This window comes from Maribellus maritimus (assembly GCF_022267315.1).
Lineage (GTDB): Bacteria > Bacteroidota > Bacteroidia > Bacteroidales > Prolixibacteraceae > Draconibacterium > Draconibacterium maritimum.
In genome coordinates, this window is record NZ_JAIKLE010000028.1 from 31,756 (window position 1) to 51,133 (window position 19,378).

8 protein-coding genes are annotated in these 19,378 nt (G+C 37.7%); 2 read left to right on the plus strand and 6 right to left on the minus strand.

Annotated features, from left to right (window positions below; translation table 11 throughout):
• Positions 1 to 54: 54 nt before the first annotated feature.
• From K5G00_RS20970 to K5G00_RS20980, 3 genes are read right to left on the minus strand one after another with little or no spacing between them, the layout of a single operon-like run.
• On the minus strand, positions 55 to 2,391 hold the full coding sequence (locus tag K5G00_RS20970; protein WP_238768200.1) for an ABC transporter permease: 2,337 nt from the start codon (positions 2,389 to 2,391) through the stop codon (positions 55 to 57).
• A 13-nt stretch (positions 2,392 to 2,404) separates the two neighbouring features.
• Positions 2,405 to 4,843: an ABC transporter permease gene (locus K5G00_RS20975; protein WP_238768201.1), complete on the minus strand. Its 2,439-nt coding sequence runs from the start codon at positions 4,841 to 4,843 to the stop codon at positions 2,405 to 2,407.
• A gap of 21 nt (positions 4,844 to 4,864) precedes the next feature.
• Positions 4,865 to 7,243 (minus strand): ABC transporter permease, encoded by a 2,379-nt coding sequence (locus K5G00_RS20980; protein ID WP_238768202.1) that lies wholly within the window; start codon positions 7,241 to 7,243, stop codon positions 4,865 to 4,867.
• Positions 7,244 to 7,275: 32 nt separating this feature from the next.
• Between K5G00_RS20980 and K5G00_RS20985 the strand changes: the two genes are divergently transcribed.
• Both K5G00_RS20985 and K5G00_RS20990 read left to right on the plus strand, forming a co-directional pair.
• Positions 7,276 to 7,458 (plus strand): hypothetical protein, encoded by a 183-nt coding sequence (locus K5G00_RS20985; RefSeq protein ID WP_238768203.1) that lies wholly within the window; start codon positions 7,276 to 7,278, stop codon positions 7,456 to 7,458.
• Between the two features lie 398 nt (positions 7,459 to 7,856).
• Positions 7,857 to 8,123 carry an HU family DNA-binding protein gene (locus K5G00_RS20990; protein ID WP_238768204.1) on the plus strand — a complete coding sequence of 89 codons (267 nt, stop codon included), beginning with the start codon at positions 7,857 to 7,859 and terminating at the stop codon, positions 8,121 to 8,123.
• Positions 8,124 to 8,954: 831 nt separating this feature from the next.
• On the opposite strand, the gene K5G00_RS20995 is transcribed toward K5G00_RS20990, so the two are convergent.
• The 3 genes from K5G00_RS20995 to K5G00_RS21005 form a co-directional block, all read right to left on the minus strand.
• Entirely contained in the window at positions 8,955 to 15,845 is a 6,891-nt protein-coding gene (locus tag K5G00_RS20995) for a fibronectin type III domain-containing protein (RefSeq protein WP_238768205.1), read from the minus strand.
• Positions 15,846 to 15,926: 81 nt separating this feature from the next.
• Positions 15,927 to 16,508 carry a DUF6580 family putative transport protein gene (locus tag K5G00_RS21000; RefSeq protein WP_238768206.1) on the minus strand — a complete coding sequence of 194 codons (582 nt, stop codon included), beginning with the start codon at positions 16,506 to 16,508 and terminating at the stop codon, positions 15,927 to 15,929.
• Positions 16,509 to 16,541: 33 nt separating this feature from the next.
• Complete coding sequence (locus tag K5G00_RS21005) at positions 16,542 to 19,373, minus strand: DUF5074 domain-containing protein (RefSeq protein ID WP_238768207.1); 2,832 nt, start codon at positions 19,371 to 19,373, stop codon at positions 16,542 to 16,544.
• Positions 19,374 to 19,378: the final 5 nt, after the last annotated feature.

Below are 19,378 nucleotides of genomic sequence, written 5' to 3' on the forward strand. Positions count from 1 at the left end.
ATTCATATCTCAATGCTTCGACCCCGACGCGTTGGTCGGGATTTCCGCTCTCCTCTACTCATATCGGAGAGCTTCAACAGGATTCCTCGTAGCAGCTCTCCAGCTTTGCCAACTCACGGTGAACAAGGCAATTCCCAATGCAAGCACCCCGGCAAGAGCAAAAATCCACCAACTCAAGCTGGTTTTGTAGGCAAAATTTTCGAGCCATTTATTCATGGCGTAGTAAGCAACAGGGGTGGCAATTACAAAAGCAGTCGCAACCCATTTTACAAAGTCTTTGTTGAGCATCGTGAGTATTTCAGAAATTTTGGCACCGTTAACTTTGCGGATACCGATTTCTTTGATTCGTAATTCGGCAGAATATATTGACAAAACCATCAAGCCTAAACACGCTATAAAAAGGGCTAAAAAGGTAAAAATATTCAAAAGTATATTCAGGTTCTGTTCGGCTTGGTATTGTTTACCTAAAGTTTCATTTAAGAATGAGTAGGCAAATAAACTCCCCGGAGATGTTGTTTGTATCAGCTTTTCAATATCGGTTAATGCTCCGCTTATGTTCGAGCCATTAATTTTAACGTATAAATTGACAAGAAAATAAAAAGTGTTTGTTATCGCAAGTGGTTCAACCTCGGCGTGTAACGATGAATAATTAAAATTTTGAACTACACCAACAACATTGTGTTTGGTGTCGCCAACAACAACTTGTTCGTTAAGTGGATTTGTAAAACCATAAGCATCAACTGCTGCCTGATTAAGAATGACTGATGGCGTTTGAGACTTGGTAAAGTTGTTACCGTCAGTGATTTTCATATTTAATAACGAAATTAAACGCCCATCGGTGTTTAACACCCTCACATCAGGTAAATTTTCCTTGTTTTTTTGCGATAACGGATAAATTGTGGAAAAACCGATACGTTTTCCTAATTCATATGAAGTAAGCGATACATCAACTATATTCGGATTTTTCAGCAACTCATTTTTCAGCACATCTCCATTTTTCTTGAATTTATTATATAGGTCGCCATATAATTTAACAGATATTGTTGCTGTTTTGTCGAATCCCAAATTTTTGTTATTGATATACTTCATTTGGTGGTGGACTCCCAATGTGCAAACAATCAAAAAAATAGATGCTGCAAACTGGAACACAACCAACGCTTTCCTAAATCCTGCATTTACATTCTTCTTACTTTTAATTGCATCGGTAATATTGTATTTAAAAACAACTGACGCAGGATAAAAACTCACAAGAAACGTAATCAAAGCCAGTAACGAAAGAACAACGACGATGTTAAAACCTTTTAATTTCAGACTCAATCCTAAAATATATCCATAATTTTCGTTGAAAAGAAAAACTATAGCCAACGCAAACACGGTGGCAATTAACACATATATAAACGATTCGTGAAAGAAGTGTAAGACCAAGCTCTTTTTTGATGCTCCTAATACTTTCTTTACCCCAAATTCATTAACCCGTTTTAATGTTTTGATAACGCTAAGATTGATATAGTTGGCACAAGAAATAAATAGTATAAGCGCTGCAATAATTGAAAAAATAAAGAGATACAAAATATTCCCATTTCCTGGGATTTCTTTTTCCAATTTTGAGAATAAGTGAATCTTGTTTATTGGTTGAAGTGCAAGGCTTATTTCTGTATTTTCTGAACCTTGAAGAAGTTGCGTGTATTTTTTTGCAAAATCATTAAGTTTGGTTGTAACTAACTCCGTATTAACTGATTTATTCAATGAACAGTAAGTGTAAAAATTTTGCCATTTGCCGTATCTGTTCAGATTGTCATAATTTTCAGACAGTGAAAGAAAATAATTGAATTTCAAATGGGTGTTTGAAGGCAAATTTTCAATGATGCCTGTCACGGTATAAGTGTTTTCGTCAATTTCAACAGTTTTTCCGAGTGCATCATTCTTATTAAAATATTTTTTGGCAAGCGATTGTGTTAAAACAATTGACGCAGGATTGCTTAAAGCTGTTTTACTATTACCAGACAACCATTTGAATGAAAATATAGAAGAAACAGAATTGTCGGCATTACATCCGTTGTTTTCAATAAATGATTCTGCTCCAACTTTTACTATTTGTTCTTTGCAAAGCGATAGTCGAGCAATATTTTCAATTTCAGGAATTTGCTCTTTAACCATTACCCCAATCGTAGGAGGGATAGCCGCCCATTGGGTTGAATTGTTTTCTTCGGATATGCGGTAAATTTGCCCTGAATTATCAAAACAGCTTTCATAAGACAATTCGTTATGCACATAAAAAACAACCAGTATTGTTACTGCCAAACCAAATGCTAATCCGAAAATATTTATGGAAGAACCGATTTTATCCCGGCTAAATCTGCGTAATGTTAGTTTTAAATTGTATGTTTTCATATTCTATATTTTTCTATTCATATCTCAGAGCTTCCACCGGATTCCTGGTTGCCGCTTTCCAACTCTGCCAACTCACCGTTAACAACGCAATTCCCAGCGCAAGTCCCCCTGCCAGTGCAAAAATCCACCAATTCAAGCTGGTTTTATAAGCAAAGTTCTCCAGCCATTTATGCATGGCATACCAGGCAACAGGTGTTGAAATAACAAAGGCTACAGCAATCCATTTAATAAAATTAATATTAAGCATGGCCATTACTTCCGCGATATTGGCCCCGTTTACTTTGCGTATACCAATCTCTTTGATTTTCTGATTAGCGATAAAAGAAATCAATCCGTAAAGGCCAAGTGAAGCAATTAAAAGAGCTATTACTGCAAACAAGCGAATGAGCTTAAACGTATTGGTCTGACTGTTATAAAATCCGGCTATTTTTTTGTCAAGGAAATTGTAATTAAAAATGGCCTCAGGAAAAATGTCGCCCCACTCTTTTTTTATCTTTTGAATGGAATTGTTATAACCGGCTAAACTGGCAGTAACAGGATTTATTTTTACTGCCACTTCTTTTATATTGAAAGGAACATTGCTTAATATAACGTAATCCAATTGCTGTTGAAGTGACTGTGCATGAAAATCTTCCACAACTCCCACAATGTTAAATTCCAGGTTTCCCCTGCCATAGGTAAAAATTTCGCCTATTGCGTTATTGGGGTCAACAAATCCAAGGAGTTCCGTTATTTTCCGGTTTACTATAGCCTCGCCCGAATTTTTCCTTTCGCTAACATTTTTACCGGCAATTAATTTAAGGTTATAAAGGTCAAGATAGTTCTCGTCTATGGTTTTTAAGTTACCCATGTATAAGTCTTTATCCAGTGTGGGATAGTTAATACTGTTGCTAACACTCCAGTCAGCCATTGGGCTTGTTGATTCAAAGCTGATTTTCTTTATTTCAGGATATTTTAAAAGATTGGATCTCAACACATCAAGCTTACTCGGTGTCGCATCAGGTAGCGGAGCAATCAGCACTGCCTCTTTGTCGAATCCTAAATCAGCATTTAAAAAATAGTGTATTTGTTTTTGCATCACCAGGGTTCCGGTTATTAAAACCAGGGAGATTACAAACTGGCCAATCACGAGAATCCGACGAACCGATATTGAATTTGAACTGTTTTTTACCGGAAGCGAATTTTTTAAATTCCCTACAGGCCTCATACCTGCCATAATAGCGGACGGATAGATACCTGAAATTATTCCGATTAAAAGAGCAGAAATAGTCAGAAAAATTATGCTTCCCGGACTTTTCAGTATATCGAGGGTTAACCTGTAACCAAGGATTTCATCCAGGTAAATAAATAAAAAATGTGCAATGGCTACACCGATGAATGCAGCGATATAGGAAATCAATATGGTTTCGCCCATAAATTGTGAAATCAATTGAAATTTACTGACTCCCGTAATTTTTCGTACGCCAATTTCTTTAAATCTTTTGGATGATTGAGCGGTAGATAAATTGATAAAATTAATGGAAGCCAACAGAATAATAAATAACCCAACCAGGCCAAGAATATAATAAGCTTTTTCTGAAACCTTCCGGTGGCCGTAATTCTGGGCCCTTCCTGAGTGCAGTTCAGACAGGGGCTGCAAAACGTATTTTTTAAAAACCGGCGAATCCGTGCCAATGTATTTGGCAGCAAAAGCCTTAAGCTGGTTTTCAAAATCAGCAGGAGAAACATCACCGGGTAAAAGCAGGTAACAATTAGTGGCGGAATTATATTCCTGCCAGTCTGTTCCATCATTAAAATATGGATTTGAAGCTGACTGGCTTTTGTAATCAGCTATAATGGTAAAGGGCAAATCTGTATTTTTTGGAGTATCAGTAATAACACCGGTTACAGTAAACGTTTTTTGGTTATTTACACTTAATGATTTACCCAATGCGTTACTTACATTTCCGGGTGTTAAATTGAAATATTTTTGGGCCAGCGAAGAAGTAATAACAACACTTCCTGCATTTGACAAAACATTTTGAGGATTTCCTGCCAGAAAATCAAAATCAAATATCTCAAAAATTTCAGGTTCTGCGTAAGCCAGCCCGGTGTTCTCCTGATACCTCTCAAAGGTTCCGTTGCTGTTTTCAATGGCTATCTGCTCCTTTTCGGCATAAAAAGTCATTACTGCGTCCACTCCGGGAAAATCATTTCGAATTGCCTCACCAATCGGGTGTACCTGTGATTCAGCATAAATTATACCCTCTCCCGGAGGTTCCAGCTGGCTAATCAACCGGTAGATATTTGAATAATTCTTATGGTATTTATCAAATCCCGATTCATAACTGATAATTTTATAAATTACGAGTCCGCAGGCAATTCCAATGGCAAGCCCAGCAATATTAATAGCTGCATAAACCTTGTTCCGGGTTATCTGCCGCCAGGCTATTTTGATAAAATTATTTCCCATTTTTCCTGTCTTTAAATGTTATTATTCGTAACGAAGTGCTTCCACAGGGTTACTCACTGCAAGCTTCAGTACGTGGTAACTAATGGTGGCAAAAGCTATAATTGCCACCAAAACAATAGCTACCACAAATTCTGTTACTGAAAGCGGCTCCTTGTATGCACCGGGCATGGTTTTATAAATGTATATAGCAGCGGGGCAGCCAACAAGAATGGCAAAACCAAGCATTCCAATTACTTCAGTGGAGAGTTGCCAATAAACTGACACGACCGAACTGCCCAATACTTTTCTTACCCCAATTTCTTTTGTTCTGCGTTTAATGGTAAACAGAATTAATCCGAACAAACCAATGGTAGAAATAAGCAAGGTAATCACAGAAAAGAAAATAAACATTCTTTTCATCGTTTGCCAGAAAGCAATTGCTTCATCCAAATGAAATGCGACACTAAAATCTTTAAATTCGAAAGGAGCATTGGGGAAAATATTTTCCAGCTCACTGGTTACCAAAGCTTTTGCTTTTTGTTCGTCGCCGTTAAAACGTACAGACAACAGGGTTGAACCCGAAATTACATTGCTGTTCAGAAACATAACATATGTGGGTATCGGATTGTGAACAGAATAAGGATGGAAATCCTTTACAACACCAATAACAGGATAAGACCTTCCAGATAAGGTAATATGTTTGCCAATTGGATCTTTCCATCCAAAAACCTTCATAGCCGTTTCGTTTATAATACAACCCTTGTCATCAGCCGGGTATTCTTTCGAAAAATTACGCCCATAAGCCATTTTAATGTTATAGGTTGGAATAAAATCATAATTGACATAGTTACGGCTAACCATTTCCTTTTCGTCAGACGAGGCACCTTCCCAGCTTACAAATCCACCAATATTGCCAATGAACGGTATGGTACTTGAGAACGAGATGTCCGCAATTTCGGGATGTTGCAAGATGCTGGTTTTAACCGTTTCAAATGACATATTATCGCGGGGGTTGATTTCAGTATAAAGTATGTTTTTGCTATCAAATCCCAAGTCCTTTTTCAGAATAAAATTTACATGGTTGAAAAGGATAAAACTGACAATAAGCATAAACAATGAAATGGAAAATTGCGTAGCCACCAATATTTTTTTAATGTTAATGGATTTTCCGCCATTGCTGAAAATTTTGCCTTTAAGCACTTTTACCGGGCTATATGCCGAAATAACCATTGAGGGGTACAAACCAGACAACACTCCTACCAGTAAACTTACCAGAAAAATAAAGAATAGTAACGGTGTGTTATCCCATAATGAATACTCCACATTTTTATTTAGTAAATGGTTCAATAACGGAAACGAAGCTCGTGCTATAAAAAGCGCTATAATGGTGGAGAAAATGCTATGAATAATAGTTTCTGCCAGAAACTGGCCAGCAATAAGCTTTTTTGATGACCCAATTACTTTTTTTATACCAATTTCGGTTGAACGTTGGGTAGAATTGGCAAGCGAAAGATTTACATAGTTTACACAAGTGAGGATTAAAACCAGGATTGCTGCCAACGAAAGAATTCCAATGCCAATCATCATGTCGGGCTGACTATTGGGCGAAAGATGCAACTTTGAAAGCGGGTGAAGGTAAGGGGAACTTTTCTCAAAGTTTTTTACATGTTTAAAGGCATCTTTGATTTTTGCATCTACCAATTTCGGATCGGCTCCTTTTTTCAGCAACACATAATTATCGTAAGAAATATTTGTCCAGTCTTCCCGGTATTTGGTTTCGCCGCTTAACCCCTGGTAAGTTGCCATTGAAACCATGTAAGTAGGCTGAAGCGTTGAATTTTTTTGGAAATCGACATAAACTGCAGAAACAGTCAGCGGAAATCGCTTTCCTATAATAACCTGTTTCCCTACTGCATTTCCGTCAGAAAAAAGCTTGTTAGCTAAAGTTTCTGAAAGTGCAATGGTATTCGGTTCGGTAAGTGCAGAAGTTTTATCTCCTTCTGTCAACTGAATTGTAAAAATATCAAAGATGCTGTTTTCGCTCCAATAACCATTTTGCTCGTATAGCTGTCCACCATCTGGCAAAGTAAAAAACTGCCCCGAACCTTTAGCTCCTCCGGAAACTTCACGCATTAATAAAACCTTTTCAACCTCGGGCAAATCGGCCATTAAATGAAAACGATAAGCAGGTGGGCTATAAGCGCAATAATTTATTGGATAAGAATCTTCCTGTTTGGTTTGTACACGGTAGATCTGATTGTAATTGGTGTTGAATTTATCGAAGTTGATTTCGAAACCTATAACAACGCTAAACAATACAAACACGGTAAAACCAATGATAAGATTTGTAAAATTGATAACCGTAAATACCACGTTATGGCGGATATTCCGAAAAATGTTGGTAAAAAAATGTTTAATCATTGCTTTGCTATTACTAATCTTTAATTTTATTCATGTCGCAATGCCTCAACCCCGGTGTTACAGTCGGGATTCCTGCCTACCGGCAGGCAGGTCGTCACTCATATCTGAGTGACTCAACAGGATTTCTCGTAGCTGCTCTCCAACTTTGCCAACTCACCGTTAGCAGCGCAATTCCCAGCACCAATGCTCCGGCAAGGGTAAAATCCATCCCTTAAATTGGTTTCGTAAGCAAAATGTTCGACGCTTTTTCAAAACTTTCTATGTAAGACCTCATACATTAATGTTTTATCAATAAAAATGCCTTTTTGGTAAACTACTGAATAATAGTGTCTTGTAAATTATTGGTGAGAGCAAGTGTCAACTTATTTTACATAGAGTGTATGATTTTTAGTCAGGTTATAAATTGTCAGACATTGAAAGATAAATAGTATTTTGTGAGGTTACACACCTATATTTTTTTAACAAATTACTTAGGTAGTATTTATGATTTCAACAAAAACAGGTTAGTAGAATTAATTAGTTTCAAAATGAGTTAAACAAAAATTTTTATCCACTAGTACAAACACCCTTACCTTGGATATTTGAAAAATAAGAGAAATTAGATTACAGAATTATGACTAAAGCTGATATTATAAGTATGATAGCCTCCGAAGTTGATATTGATAAGTCACATATAAGTAAAACTATCGAGGCGTTCATGGATACTATAAAAGATTCTCTGGAAAAAGGTGAAAATATCTACTTAAGAGGTTTTGGAACTTTCGAGGTGAAAAAACGTGCAGAAAAGAAAGCCAGGAATATATCAAAAAATAAAACATTAATAATTCCGGCACATCATATCCCTTTTTTTAACCTAGTAAGCATTTCATTGAAAAAGTAAAAAGTAGTAATAAATCACTTTAATTTTATTGCAGAAATATGATTGTTTTGTGCCTTTTTGACTTTTAAGTTTATTTATATAGCATAGCTTTAACAGCCGCCCCTCAACTTATACAGAGCTTCAGAACTAAGAACTCTGTCATATTTTTTGATAAGAATGAATAAAAATGCACCAAATAGAATACTAACACTATAACTAAAATATTGACAGTGTTTTTTATCGTATTAAACAAAAATGTTGTAAAAGTATTATACGAAAATCAGGAATTGAGAGGCATTCACCCCTTTCACAAAATATCAACACTTTCGAAAGCCCGCCAATAACAATACTCAATCTTCTTTTGAAAATGTGGATTTAATAATGATATTTTTATAAAAGAATATCTTCATCCATTCCCGAATAAAATAATAGTTATCACTATTAACCGACATAAGTGCAAAAAAAGCTATCGTTTAATTATCTTCTTTTTATTTTTCTCTGTCTTCATAAACTTCAACACAACCTCACAATCTTCCACTAAAAAGTTCGACATTTTTCCGGTCAGGTTCACGAAAGATTTACAGAAGCCTTGTAGTTATAGTTATTACTGGGCTTTTGTGTGTTCAAATTAAAAGTTAGAACATCTCAGGAAAAGCGAAATCGACTATTTACGGATTCGAGTCTAGTAAGGTTTTCTACGTAAAGAATCTGCCTACTTATTGTCGTAACATTAATATAAACATACAATTTAGTATTCCATATTAAATAAAAAACTATATGTAGAATATGGATATTTGCAGAGGTGAAAAGTCGGTTGCCTTTAACTAGCAGCCGACTTTTAGTTCAATAAAATTAATTACTTTTAATCAATCTCACAGTGTTTGTTTCCTGTTTTAGCAGATAAGTGCCACCTAGCAAACCAGATGCATCGATACGATTGTTGCCGGGTTGCAAAAGCACATTAAACATGGCTTTCCCAGATAAACTGTAAACAACAGCATACCCCGCATTTTTCGCATCAACAATAAAATAATCGACAAACGGATTCGGATATACTTTCAGTTTACTCACCTCCCACGATTCTATTCCGGTAATTATTGTATGTTGAACGACTATTGCTTTTTCTGATTTATTTCCAGCTTCATCAAAAGCTTCCACCTCAAACGTATATTCCGTATCGCCTTCCAAATTAACTACAGTAAAGGTAGTATCAGTCACTGTCGCAATTGAATCGCCATTGAGATAAACAATATAACCAGTTACACCAACATTATCTGCCGAGCCTATCCACGAGAGTACGGCGCTTGTGTCAGAAGCCACTGCCGCAAGACCTGAAGGAATCGACGGAGCTGTTTCATCTGTTGTAGAAACTGTCAGCAATGCTTTCTCGGATTTATTTCCAGCATCATCGAAAGCCTGAACTTCAAATGTATATTCTGAAATCACATCCAATCCTGTTACAATAAATGCAGTTTCAGTAACCATATCAATAGAATCACCATCAAGATAAACAACATAACCTGCTACTCCAACATTATCAGTCGAGGCTGTCCACGAAAGTGCAATACTTGTTTCGGAAGCTACCGCAGCAAGATCAGCGGGGAAAGAAGGTGCTGTTTCGTCGGTAGTTGAAACCGCTAATGACACTTTTTCCGACTTATTACCGGAAGCATCGAAAGCTTCCACTTCAAATACATATTCTGTTAAAGCATTCAATTCTGTTGCATTGAATACAGTTTCAGTAACTGTATTAATCGAATCGCCATCGAGATAAACAATGTAGCCTTCAACTCCAATGTTGTCTGTTGAAGCTGTCCATGAAAGTTCAATGCTTGTTTCGGATGGTAAAGCAGTAAGATTTTCCGGCATAGACGGTGGTGTTTCATCATCAGTAGTTGAAATTACTAATAATGCTTTTTCTGACTTGTGTCCGGCCGCATCAAAAGCCTCCACTTCAAAAGTGTATTCAGTTCCCGGATTCAGATTATTTGATAAATAATTTGTTCCTACTACACTGGCTCTGAAAACTCCGTCTTTGTATATATTGTATCCTGTTACGCCCACATTATCGTTTGAAGCCGTCCACGAAAGTGCAATACTCGTTTCAGAAGGGCTACCTGCAAAATCAGCCGGTACAGAAGGTAATTCTTCATCAACAACGCTAACTTTAAAGGATGTTTCCACATACTTAACTCCGTAGGTATTGTGTTTGGCCGAATCTTTCACTGTAATAAAAACTTCACCTGCTTTGTTTGGAGCTATCGACAGCATAAGTGTATCGTTGACAATAGTGTTTGTTATTAACCCTGAATTTGTATTTTCTGAAACGGTCTTCCCAAACGTTACTCCGCTTGACGAAGTATTCGTAAACACATCTGCCAATGCTATTTTAATATCTGCACTGTTAACCTCCACAATCGTATCAGCAATAGGTTTTGCTACAAGCGGTTTGTAAACACGTGGTTTTATGGTTATATCAAAAGCTCGTGTTGCTGAAAATCCATAATTATCAATTGCATCTACAGGAATTGTAATTACAGAATCTTTATCTACAGTCCCGGAAAAATAAGCATACAATCTTTTATTTCCCGACGATGTGTAGCTGGTGTACCATGTTAACCACGAAGTATGTTCCAGATACCTGGGATAGATTCCAAAATTATCTTCTCCATCAGTAAAACGGTTTTTATAAATGGTAACAGAGGTATTACTTGTTGCCTTTTCGTAGGCAGTGAAGTTGCTCATGCTGTATGTGAGATTAGGCGACGGCTTTTCGTTTGTCTCTAAAGCCTCAACACATTTTATTAAAGCAGGAGTGGTTTCTACGCTGTCAAAACCGGCGACTTCAGCAAAATTTAAATCAAAAGCTAATCCTTTAGATTCTGTTTTGGCGGCATTTGAATAACTCACAAAATATTTACTCAACGAAGCATGATAAGCAATTGCTGTTGGATAAAAATCATCAGTAGTTTTCATTAACACATCGGTACCAAAAGTTTTTGTTGAAATTGTATAAGTAACATAGCCTTCATCGTTCGCAAGTAAAATACTATCGCCTTTTATCACGGCATTTGCAGCGAATGTATTGCTAAATTTGTTGTTTGCTTCCGATAGCGAATACGTGTTATTTTCCGTATCATATTCCATTATAGCTGTTTTCCCTGAACCGGAGGTTGTTCCTGTAATGTACAATTTTGTTCCTTTAACAAGGGTTTCCGAAACAATAAGCCCGGCTTCAGCAAGTGTATACTCACTTTCTGCCTTCCCCTCGATTAAATCAACAACCACAACTTTATTTAGTACACTGGTAGTTTCACCGGAAAGGAAAATATAAGCTTTACCTCCAACTACTTTTACACTATGAATTTTGCCTGATAATGCAATTTTCCTGCTTAACGTTAAATCGGCTTTATAGTAAATGGCAAGATTTGATTGTTCAGTAACCAGCAAAAGGTTGTTATACATTGCCATTGCACTGTTTCCTGTTTCGTCAACATCTATAGTGTTTTCTTTTTCATATGTTGTAAGATTATATTTCGACAGGAAATTTTCACCCGAAACAAAAGCAAAAGCTCCTTCAACCAAAACATCTTTTACCGAATAAGCGTCAAACTGGTCATCAATTACTAATGTTGTATCCAAATCAGGGATGTAAGCATTTAACGACGATTTTTCGGGATTTCCGGTTAAAGCGTTGTTCACAAATACAATTTGCGCATCCTTTTCATATCCATCGGGTTTATAAATAAACGCAACGCTTATTGTAGTATCCTGTTTGTATGAAGTAAGGTTAAAAGTTAAGGTGTCAGTTCCATAAACACCATCTGTAAAATTACACTTCAATGCATTCTTTTCGATAATAGGACTGGACAAACCAGTTTTCGAAACTACTGAATTAAGATAAGTTACCGAGTTTGTTCCGGTAGCAAAAAGCTCGCTACTCGTTTTTTCCCCCACCGGATTATAATATGAAATTACTACCGGATTGCTTACCGGACTTAGTTTCGGGATTTCATTCACAATAACCAGTATTGAATCAGACAATTCAGGATTGCTGTCAGAATATGCATGGACCATTGTTCTTCCAACTTTTTTCCCGGTAAACAAACCATTATCGATTGTCCCTATTTCAGGATTTGAAGTTGTCCAGGTATAAGTATCGTAAACAAAACGGTTAGAAGTGATTCCGTTTAAAACATCGCCGATATTATCCAAGCCCTGAGCTGTAATGCTGATACTTTCACTAACAATAAGGCTGGTACTATCAGACGAAGCGGAAGAATTTCCTTCCAGTTCCAGATGAACACCTTCCAGTTCAACCACCAGTAAGCGAATAGAATCGATAGGAATATCGCTTTTTTGCGAAAAACGCAACCATGTTTCACCATCGCCAACAGCAGTAAATAAACCGGTATTATCTACGGTTCCAACTGCGGGATTAGATGTGCCCCATTGTTGTATTCCGTCAGTTTGCGGACGGCCGTTTTTAAACAGAAATCCTTCAAACTGGCAAGTATGTCCTTTTAATACTTTTAGTTGTGTTATTCCTATATAATTTATATAGTAGTCTTGTGTAGCATAATCAGGGTCGGGCGTTGTTATTCCAACCCCCAAAACTTCCGAAGACCATTCTCCCAACCACCCTGCATTGGCAAAACCACCTGTATATATTTTTACAAAATCGATTTGGTCCAACTCTTTATGATTACCGTCCCTATCCACAGCCCAACTGATATCAAACCCATCGGCAGCTTTTCCTTTATCATCGGCATAATATGGATTTTGAGGGTCGGTCAGGTCAGAGCTATTCCCGCGATTATCACAATATCCGAAAAATGGTGCCCGGTAAAACTCGATGTAACTTGGAGTACTCATATCAAGCGAGCTTTTTATAATACTCCCTTCATAAGTCATAGAGTCTTTATTACATCCGAAATCAAACGGGTCGGGATAATAAGGATGACTATGAAATGCATTGGATAACAACGCGCCTGTTTCTCCATTGTCTTTCTTCCATGGAACAGTATAACGCTCATTATAATGAGGATTATAGTAGGTCATTTTTACATTCTTTTCGGTACTGCTCATGTAATAGTCAGAACCTGCCAGTTCGTACCACTCTCCGTCATTGGGGATACCATCGCCGTTTTCATCTTTCATTACACGCACGGTAGCAGGTTCGGTCCAAACACCGTAAAGGTTGGCCGCGAACGAATTTCCTTTTACAGAAAAATCTACACCGTAAGGATTTTGCGGATTATTTACAATAGGTTGGTCAAACCCATATACGACATATCCTCCAAAAGCACCTAAACTTATCATGCCACCTTGTGTCCCAAGTGTTTTTTCTGCCGAATTACTTTGCCCGATAGTTTCGTTGGTAAACTGTCCGGGAGCAGGCATAAACTCGATAACACGGCTTGCATATGAATTTTTGTGAATGTTTATTTTAACGGTTGCAGTGTCATAGTGGCCTTCAACATCAGCAATACGATATTCAAAGTTTTCGAATGAATAATTAGGGGTAGTACTTTCATTAACATAGGTTAGGGTTCCATCGTTATTATTTGTGAGTGCACCAAAACTTGTATTTTGAAAAATCTCCAGACTTGTTTTATCAAGATATGAAGATGGGATATCATTTCCGGCAACATTCATTTCTAACGTTTCTCCTATATCAATGGTGTAAGAATCATCCCTGGCCGAGATTGAAGATACATTAGCAATAACCATAACTTTAGAAGTAAAACCATGATAGTCGATGCTAATGGTCAGCGTATCTGTCCCATAGGCTCCGGCAGGAATTTTATAATAAAAGTATTGGCCACTGGATGAGCTATAATAGTAGCCATCAAACAACAAATGATTTTCGTTTGTAGAATTGTATGTAATAGCTACATCGCGGGGTTTGGAAATTTCTGTTTTAGTGTTGTAACCGTCAGGATAATTGAACAAGTCGGTAAACTTTTTGGTCACTCTAAAATCGCTGGCATCCCGTGTGCGATTAACTACTAAATTATCTTTAAAGGAAAACGCTAGTTTTGCAGTGCTTTCTCCGGAAAGAATAACTGATGTTCTCCCTGATTTATTTCCTGAAGCATCCTCAGCATCAATTTCAATCAGGTATTCAATACCAGCTTCTAATCCCTTTATTGTATCGGTTACATTGACCGTTGAATTTAAAAACTCGCCATTTACATACACATTGTATTTAATCACACCAAAATTATCGGTAGAAGCTGTCCACGATAACTCAACTCCATTTTCAGTTGCTTCTGCAACCAAATTTTCAGGAGAAACAGGAGCGGTATTGTCAATAGGTGTTGAAGCGGCAACTGATGCTTTAGCTGATTTGTTCCCGGTAGCATCTTCCGCTTCTACCTCAAACTGGTATTCGGTATTAGGAGCTAACCCTTTGATGGTGTCTTTTAATTCCGTAGTAGAACCGGTCAGTTCTCCTCCTAAATATATGTTGTATTTTGTAACTCCTATATTGTCGGTTGAAGTTGTCCAGGATAATATCATTTTATTATCATTGGCATTTGCCTGCAGATTTGTTGGTAATGTTGGAGCAGTCTTATCAATGGCTGTTGACAATGTTGCAGAAACCTTTCCCGATGTGTTCCCTGAGATATCTTCAGCTTCTACTTCAAACAAATATTGGGTATCATCGGTTAATCCCACAATTGTATCGGTTGTGGCAGCAGTAGAGCTTGCAAGCTCGCCAGCTACATACACATTGTATTTTGCCACGCCAACGTTATCTGTTGAAGCCATCCACGACAGTATCATACCACTTTCTTTAGATATTCCTGTTAGGTTTTCCGGAGCAGAAGGAGCGATATTATCAACAAGAGTTGTTGCAGATACTGATGCTTTTTCCGAATTATTCCGGTCGCCGTCTAAGGCTTCCAAGTCAAAGGTATATTCTGTTGAAGGAATCAACCCATTTACCACATAACTGGTCGTTGTAACGGTATCTATAATTGTCCCATCCAGGGAAACCCGGTAACCTTCTACGCTAATATTATCTGTTGAAGCTTTCCACGAAAGGGTAACAGAAGTTAAGTCGGGCTGAGCAGTAAGCTCAGTCGGAGCCGTTGGAGGAACAAGGTCGCGAATATAGTCCGTCAAACAGAAATCCTTAAAATCAGGAACATCGCCGTCCGGAGGGTTGCTATTAAAATTATTCGGAGACAGGCGGGTAATAATCAGTTGTACCGTATCTTCAATTTTTAGTTTATCATAAGAAACTTCATTGAAAACTAAATCTTCTGCTTCAGAATCCGTTATTGTCTTAGTCCATACAACCGACCAAACTCCTTCTATTTCCTTTTGAATTTCTATCTTAAACGAAGGATAACCAAACTCATAATAATCATCTTTGGCATATTTAAAAGAAATGGAATTGCATCCGTTGGGTAAGATGGGCGATTTCAGAGAGTCAAATAAACAAAGGAAATCCTCATAACGCTCGGCATAACTTGCATACCAACCGTTTGGAGTAGTTAATCCATTCTTGTAGACTTTTTCCTCCGTTGAATTAAAATCGTCTGAATTATCACACTGTACTTCCGAATAATTAAGCAGATTGGCACTTTTTAGTTGCTTATTAGAGGTAATAGAACTTCTTGCACGTCTGGCTGGCATGTCCGCAATATCAGCAGAACTTTGCGCCGTAGTAATTTGGCTTGCCAGCAAAAAGCACAAACAAACCAAAGAAAAAAAGTAGTTTTGTTTCATAATACTGTTATTGTATTTTATTAATGGTATTGCAACTTGGGAACGGTAGAAAGTTTTGGCGAACGCTACCGTTCCTTTTTATTATTTATGAATGATGTATGTAGAATTTCTTAAAACAGGAGCTTTGTATTGAACAAACTCGAATATTCCGAACAATGCCCCCGAATAAGCCAAATTTCCTATCAGCGTATTCTTGAAAAACGGTAATCCGGCAGCATAACAGCTCATTAAACCGGAGAAAGTATCAGGATACATTGTACCCGAAGCCCACACTCCGAAGTTTGATACCAGAAAAAATACAACTGACGCCAAAAGACTGGCAATTAACAATTTTGCCGGACGAACTTTTTTTAATAGTCCAAAGCCGATAAGACCAATAAATATAAATGCCGCATATGTCCAGTAAAAACCTTTGTAAAACCAAACAAAGTGGTCGAAATATTGTCCGTAAATTACATTGTTCAACACCAAATCGCTTAACCACATGGCTACAATTGGCACAATAAAAGCCAGGTATTTTCGCGAAAAATAAGCTGCCCCGAAAAGTGACATTGCTCCAATCGGCGCAAAATTTGGAGGATGTGGAATTAAACGGCTAAATGCAGCGAGTAAAACTACCAGGGACAAAACCCCGAAACGAATATTAATCTTCTTCTTTTCCATTGTGTTTATTTTTTATTGTATTGACTAATAATTTTATTTTATAAGCTTAAATGTATCTGTACCGCACCTGACCTGGTAAACTCCTTTTTTTATTCCAGACGTATTAATCTGTGTTATTCCGGCTTCTACACTTATTTGCAGCACTACTTTCCCGGAGACATCATAAATTATTACTTGCTGATTTTTTACTGATTTGATAATAATGAACGATGAAAACGGATTGGGATAAACCGTCAGTTCACTTTCCTTTACTGATTCAACACTGGTTATAATGGTACTCTGTGTAACCGTTGCTTTTTCTGATTTATTCCCCGATGCATCAACAGCTTCTACGCTAAATGTGTATTCCGTTCCGGGACTTAGTTCTGTTAATGTAAAATTCGTTTCTGTTACATTGTCAATCGAATCTCCGTTGAGGTATATATTATAAGCGGCAACGCCCACATTGTCGGATGAAGCCGACCACGAAAGGACAATGCTTGTTTCTGAAGCTTCGGCAATAAGATTGGCTGGCACAGACGGGGCTGTATTATCTGCCGGGGTTGTTGTTGAAACAGTTATTTTCGATAGTGCCGATTCATTACTTGAAGCATCAAAAGCCACCACTGCAAGTGTGTATTCTGTATCCGACGATAATCCGGTTACGTTAAGATTCGTCTGGTTAACAGTTGAAATCAAAACGCCATCAAGATAAATCGCGTAACCCAAAACACCCACATTATCAGTAGAAGCCGACCACGAAAAAGCAATGCTTGTGTCGGAAGGAACAGTCACAAGATTGGTTGGTGCTGTTGGCGCTTCATTATCAATTACCGGACTTGTTGGAATGTCAATTTCTACCTTTCCTGATTTATTTCCTGCCGCATCAAAAGCTTCTACCGCTAGGAGATAATCTGTACCAGGCGATAACCCTGTTACAGTAAAACTGGTTTCTGAAACAGTTTCAATTGAATCGCCATCGAGGTAAATAATGTAGCCTTCAACTCCAATGTTGTCTGTTGAAGCTGTCCACGAAAGGGCAATACTTGTTTCTGCAGGAGTAGCTTCGATTTTTTCTGGTGTTGTTGGGGCAATATTGTCAGCAATGGCTAAGGTTGCGACTATTACTTCTGCTTTTTCCGATTTGTTTCCCGCTTCATCAAAAGCTTCTACTGCCAAAGTATATTCTGTTCCTGATGTTAATCCGGTAACGTTGAAGTTTGTTTCTGAAACAGTTTCAATCGAATCACCATCAAGATAAATATTGTAACCGGCAACACCCTCATTATCGGTTGAAGCCGTCCACGAAAAGAAAATACTTGTTTCGGCAGGAACAGCGGCAAGATTGCTTGGAGCTGTTGGCGAAGTTTCGTCAATATTTGAAGTTGTTGAAACAATCACTTCCTGCACCCGGTCAACCGTCTTTCCATTCGAATTAAACCGCACGGTAATTCGGGCTGTTCCCGATTTCTCTTCTTTTGCAGTAAGCGTTAAAACGTTGTTTTTTATGCTTGCCGAAAGAATATCTTCATTATCGTTTGTAAGAATATTTTTGGTTATGGCTGCCGACAAATTATCCCGGTCGCTTGGCATGTCTTTTAAATTAATTGTTACCGGCTGTGTATTATTGAGCGTAAGTGAGGAAAACTGCGACACTTCCGGCGAATAATTATCAGGGAAAATAAACATGGCCGGAAACCAGTAGCGCTTAATTGGCTCGAAAGTTTTTAGCAAATTACCACTGTTATCTAATTGATAGATAAAATAAGTTTGATTGATGTTATCGAGGTATAAAGCGGCATATATTTTATCGTCCAGCGGGTTTATGCGAAGACTTGCCCCGTAAAAGTAGCGTTCTTCATTTTCACTGTCGTATATCAGTGTAAATTCGTTATTGTCAATATCGTAACGATACATTTTGGATGTAGTAAACCAGTTCCAGTCGCTTTCGTTGTAAGCAAAATAGAGTGCGTTTTCTTTGGCGCTGGCACATAGCGAACCGGCTGTCCAGGCATACCAGGTTTGGTTAATACCTGCACCACCGCTCATATTTATAGTCTCTGTGGCTAAATTATTCGGGTTAATCTTTAGCAATTGGTTACCATCCCAATTTTCGCCAACAGTTCCGTAAGGATATTTCTGGTAGGCCATATTTGAGTTTTTCCCAACCCACACCGTTCCATCTTTACTTTGCGTTAGAGTACTGTAACATCCATTAATTACCTTTATTACAGTATCAGATTCAGGGTCGATAACCAACACCCCTTTGTCTTGCTGAATGGCAAACACATAATCCGCAGTTCGGCACATCATCCCAATTTGATTATTGTACAAAGGGCCAACACCATCAGCATTACTTTCTCCGCCTGAAATTAAAGGGTTTTCTGTGCCTTCAATTCTTCTTCCGATTTGAAAATTGGAGAGATTCATAACAAAAATTCCATTAGAGGTACCTACGTAGCCTTTATTCTCGTTTACGCCAACAAAACCACGACCGTCAGCAGCTGATTTTCCATTAATCTCAAAAATTACAGGAATTCTTTTCTTTATTTTTAGCGTTTTAGCATCGGCGACTACAATTCGTCCTCCACTTATTGGATTGGTTTCGCCAGGATCCTGATCTTGTTTCGACAGCACATAGAGATTATCTCCGTATATTGTCCCAAATTGTGCCGTACATCCCAACGAAGTACCTGTGTTGTCTGCATTTCCCTGGAGGATGAGGTAATCGAACATCCCCGTTTGAGAATTTAAAAAATTGATTGTACTGTTGTTATGCCCGAACCAATCTTCGTTGAGGATAAAAATCCCGTTTGTATAATCCTGAGCCTTTACTCCTAAAAACAACGATAGGAAAATGGTATAAATGAATAATTTTTTCATCATCTTAA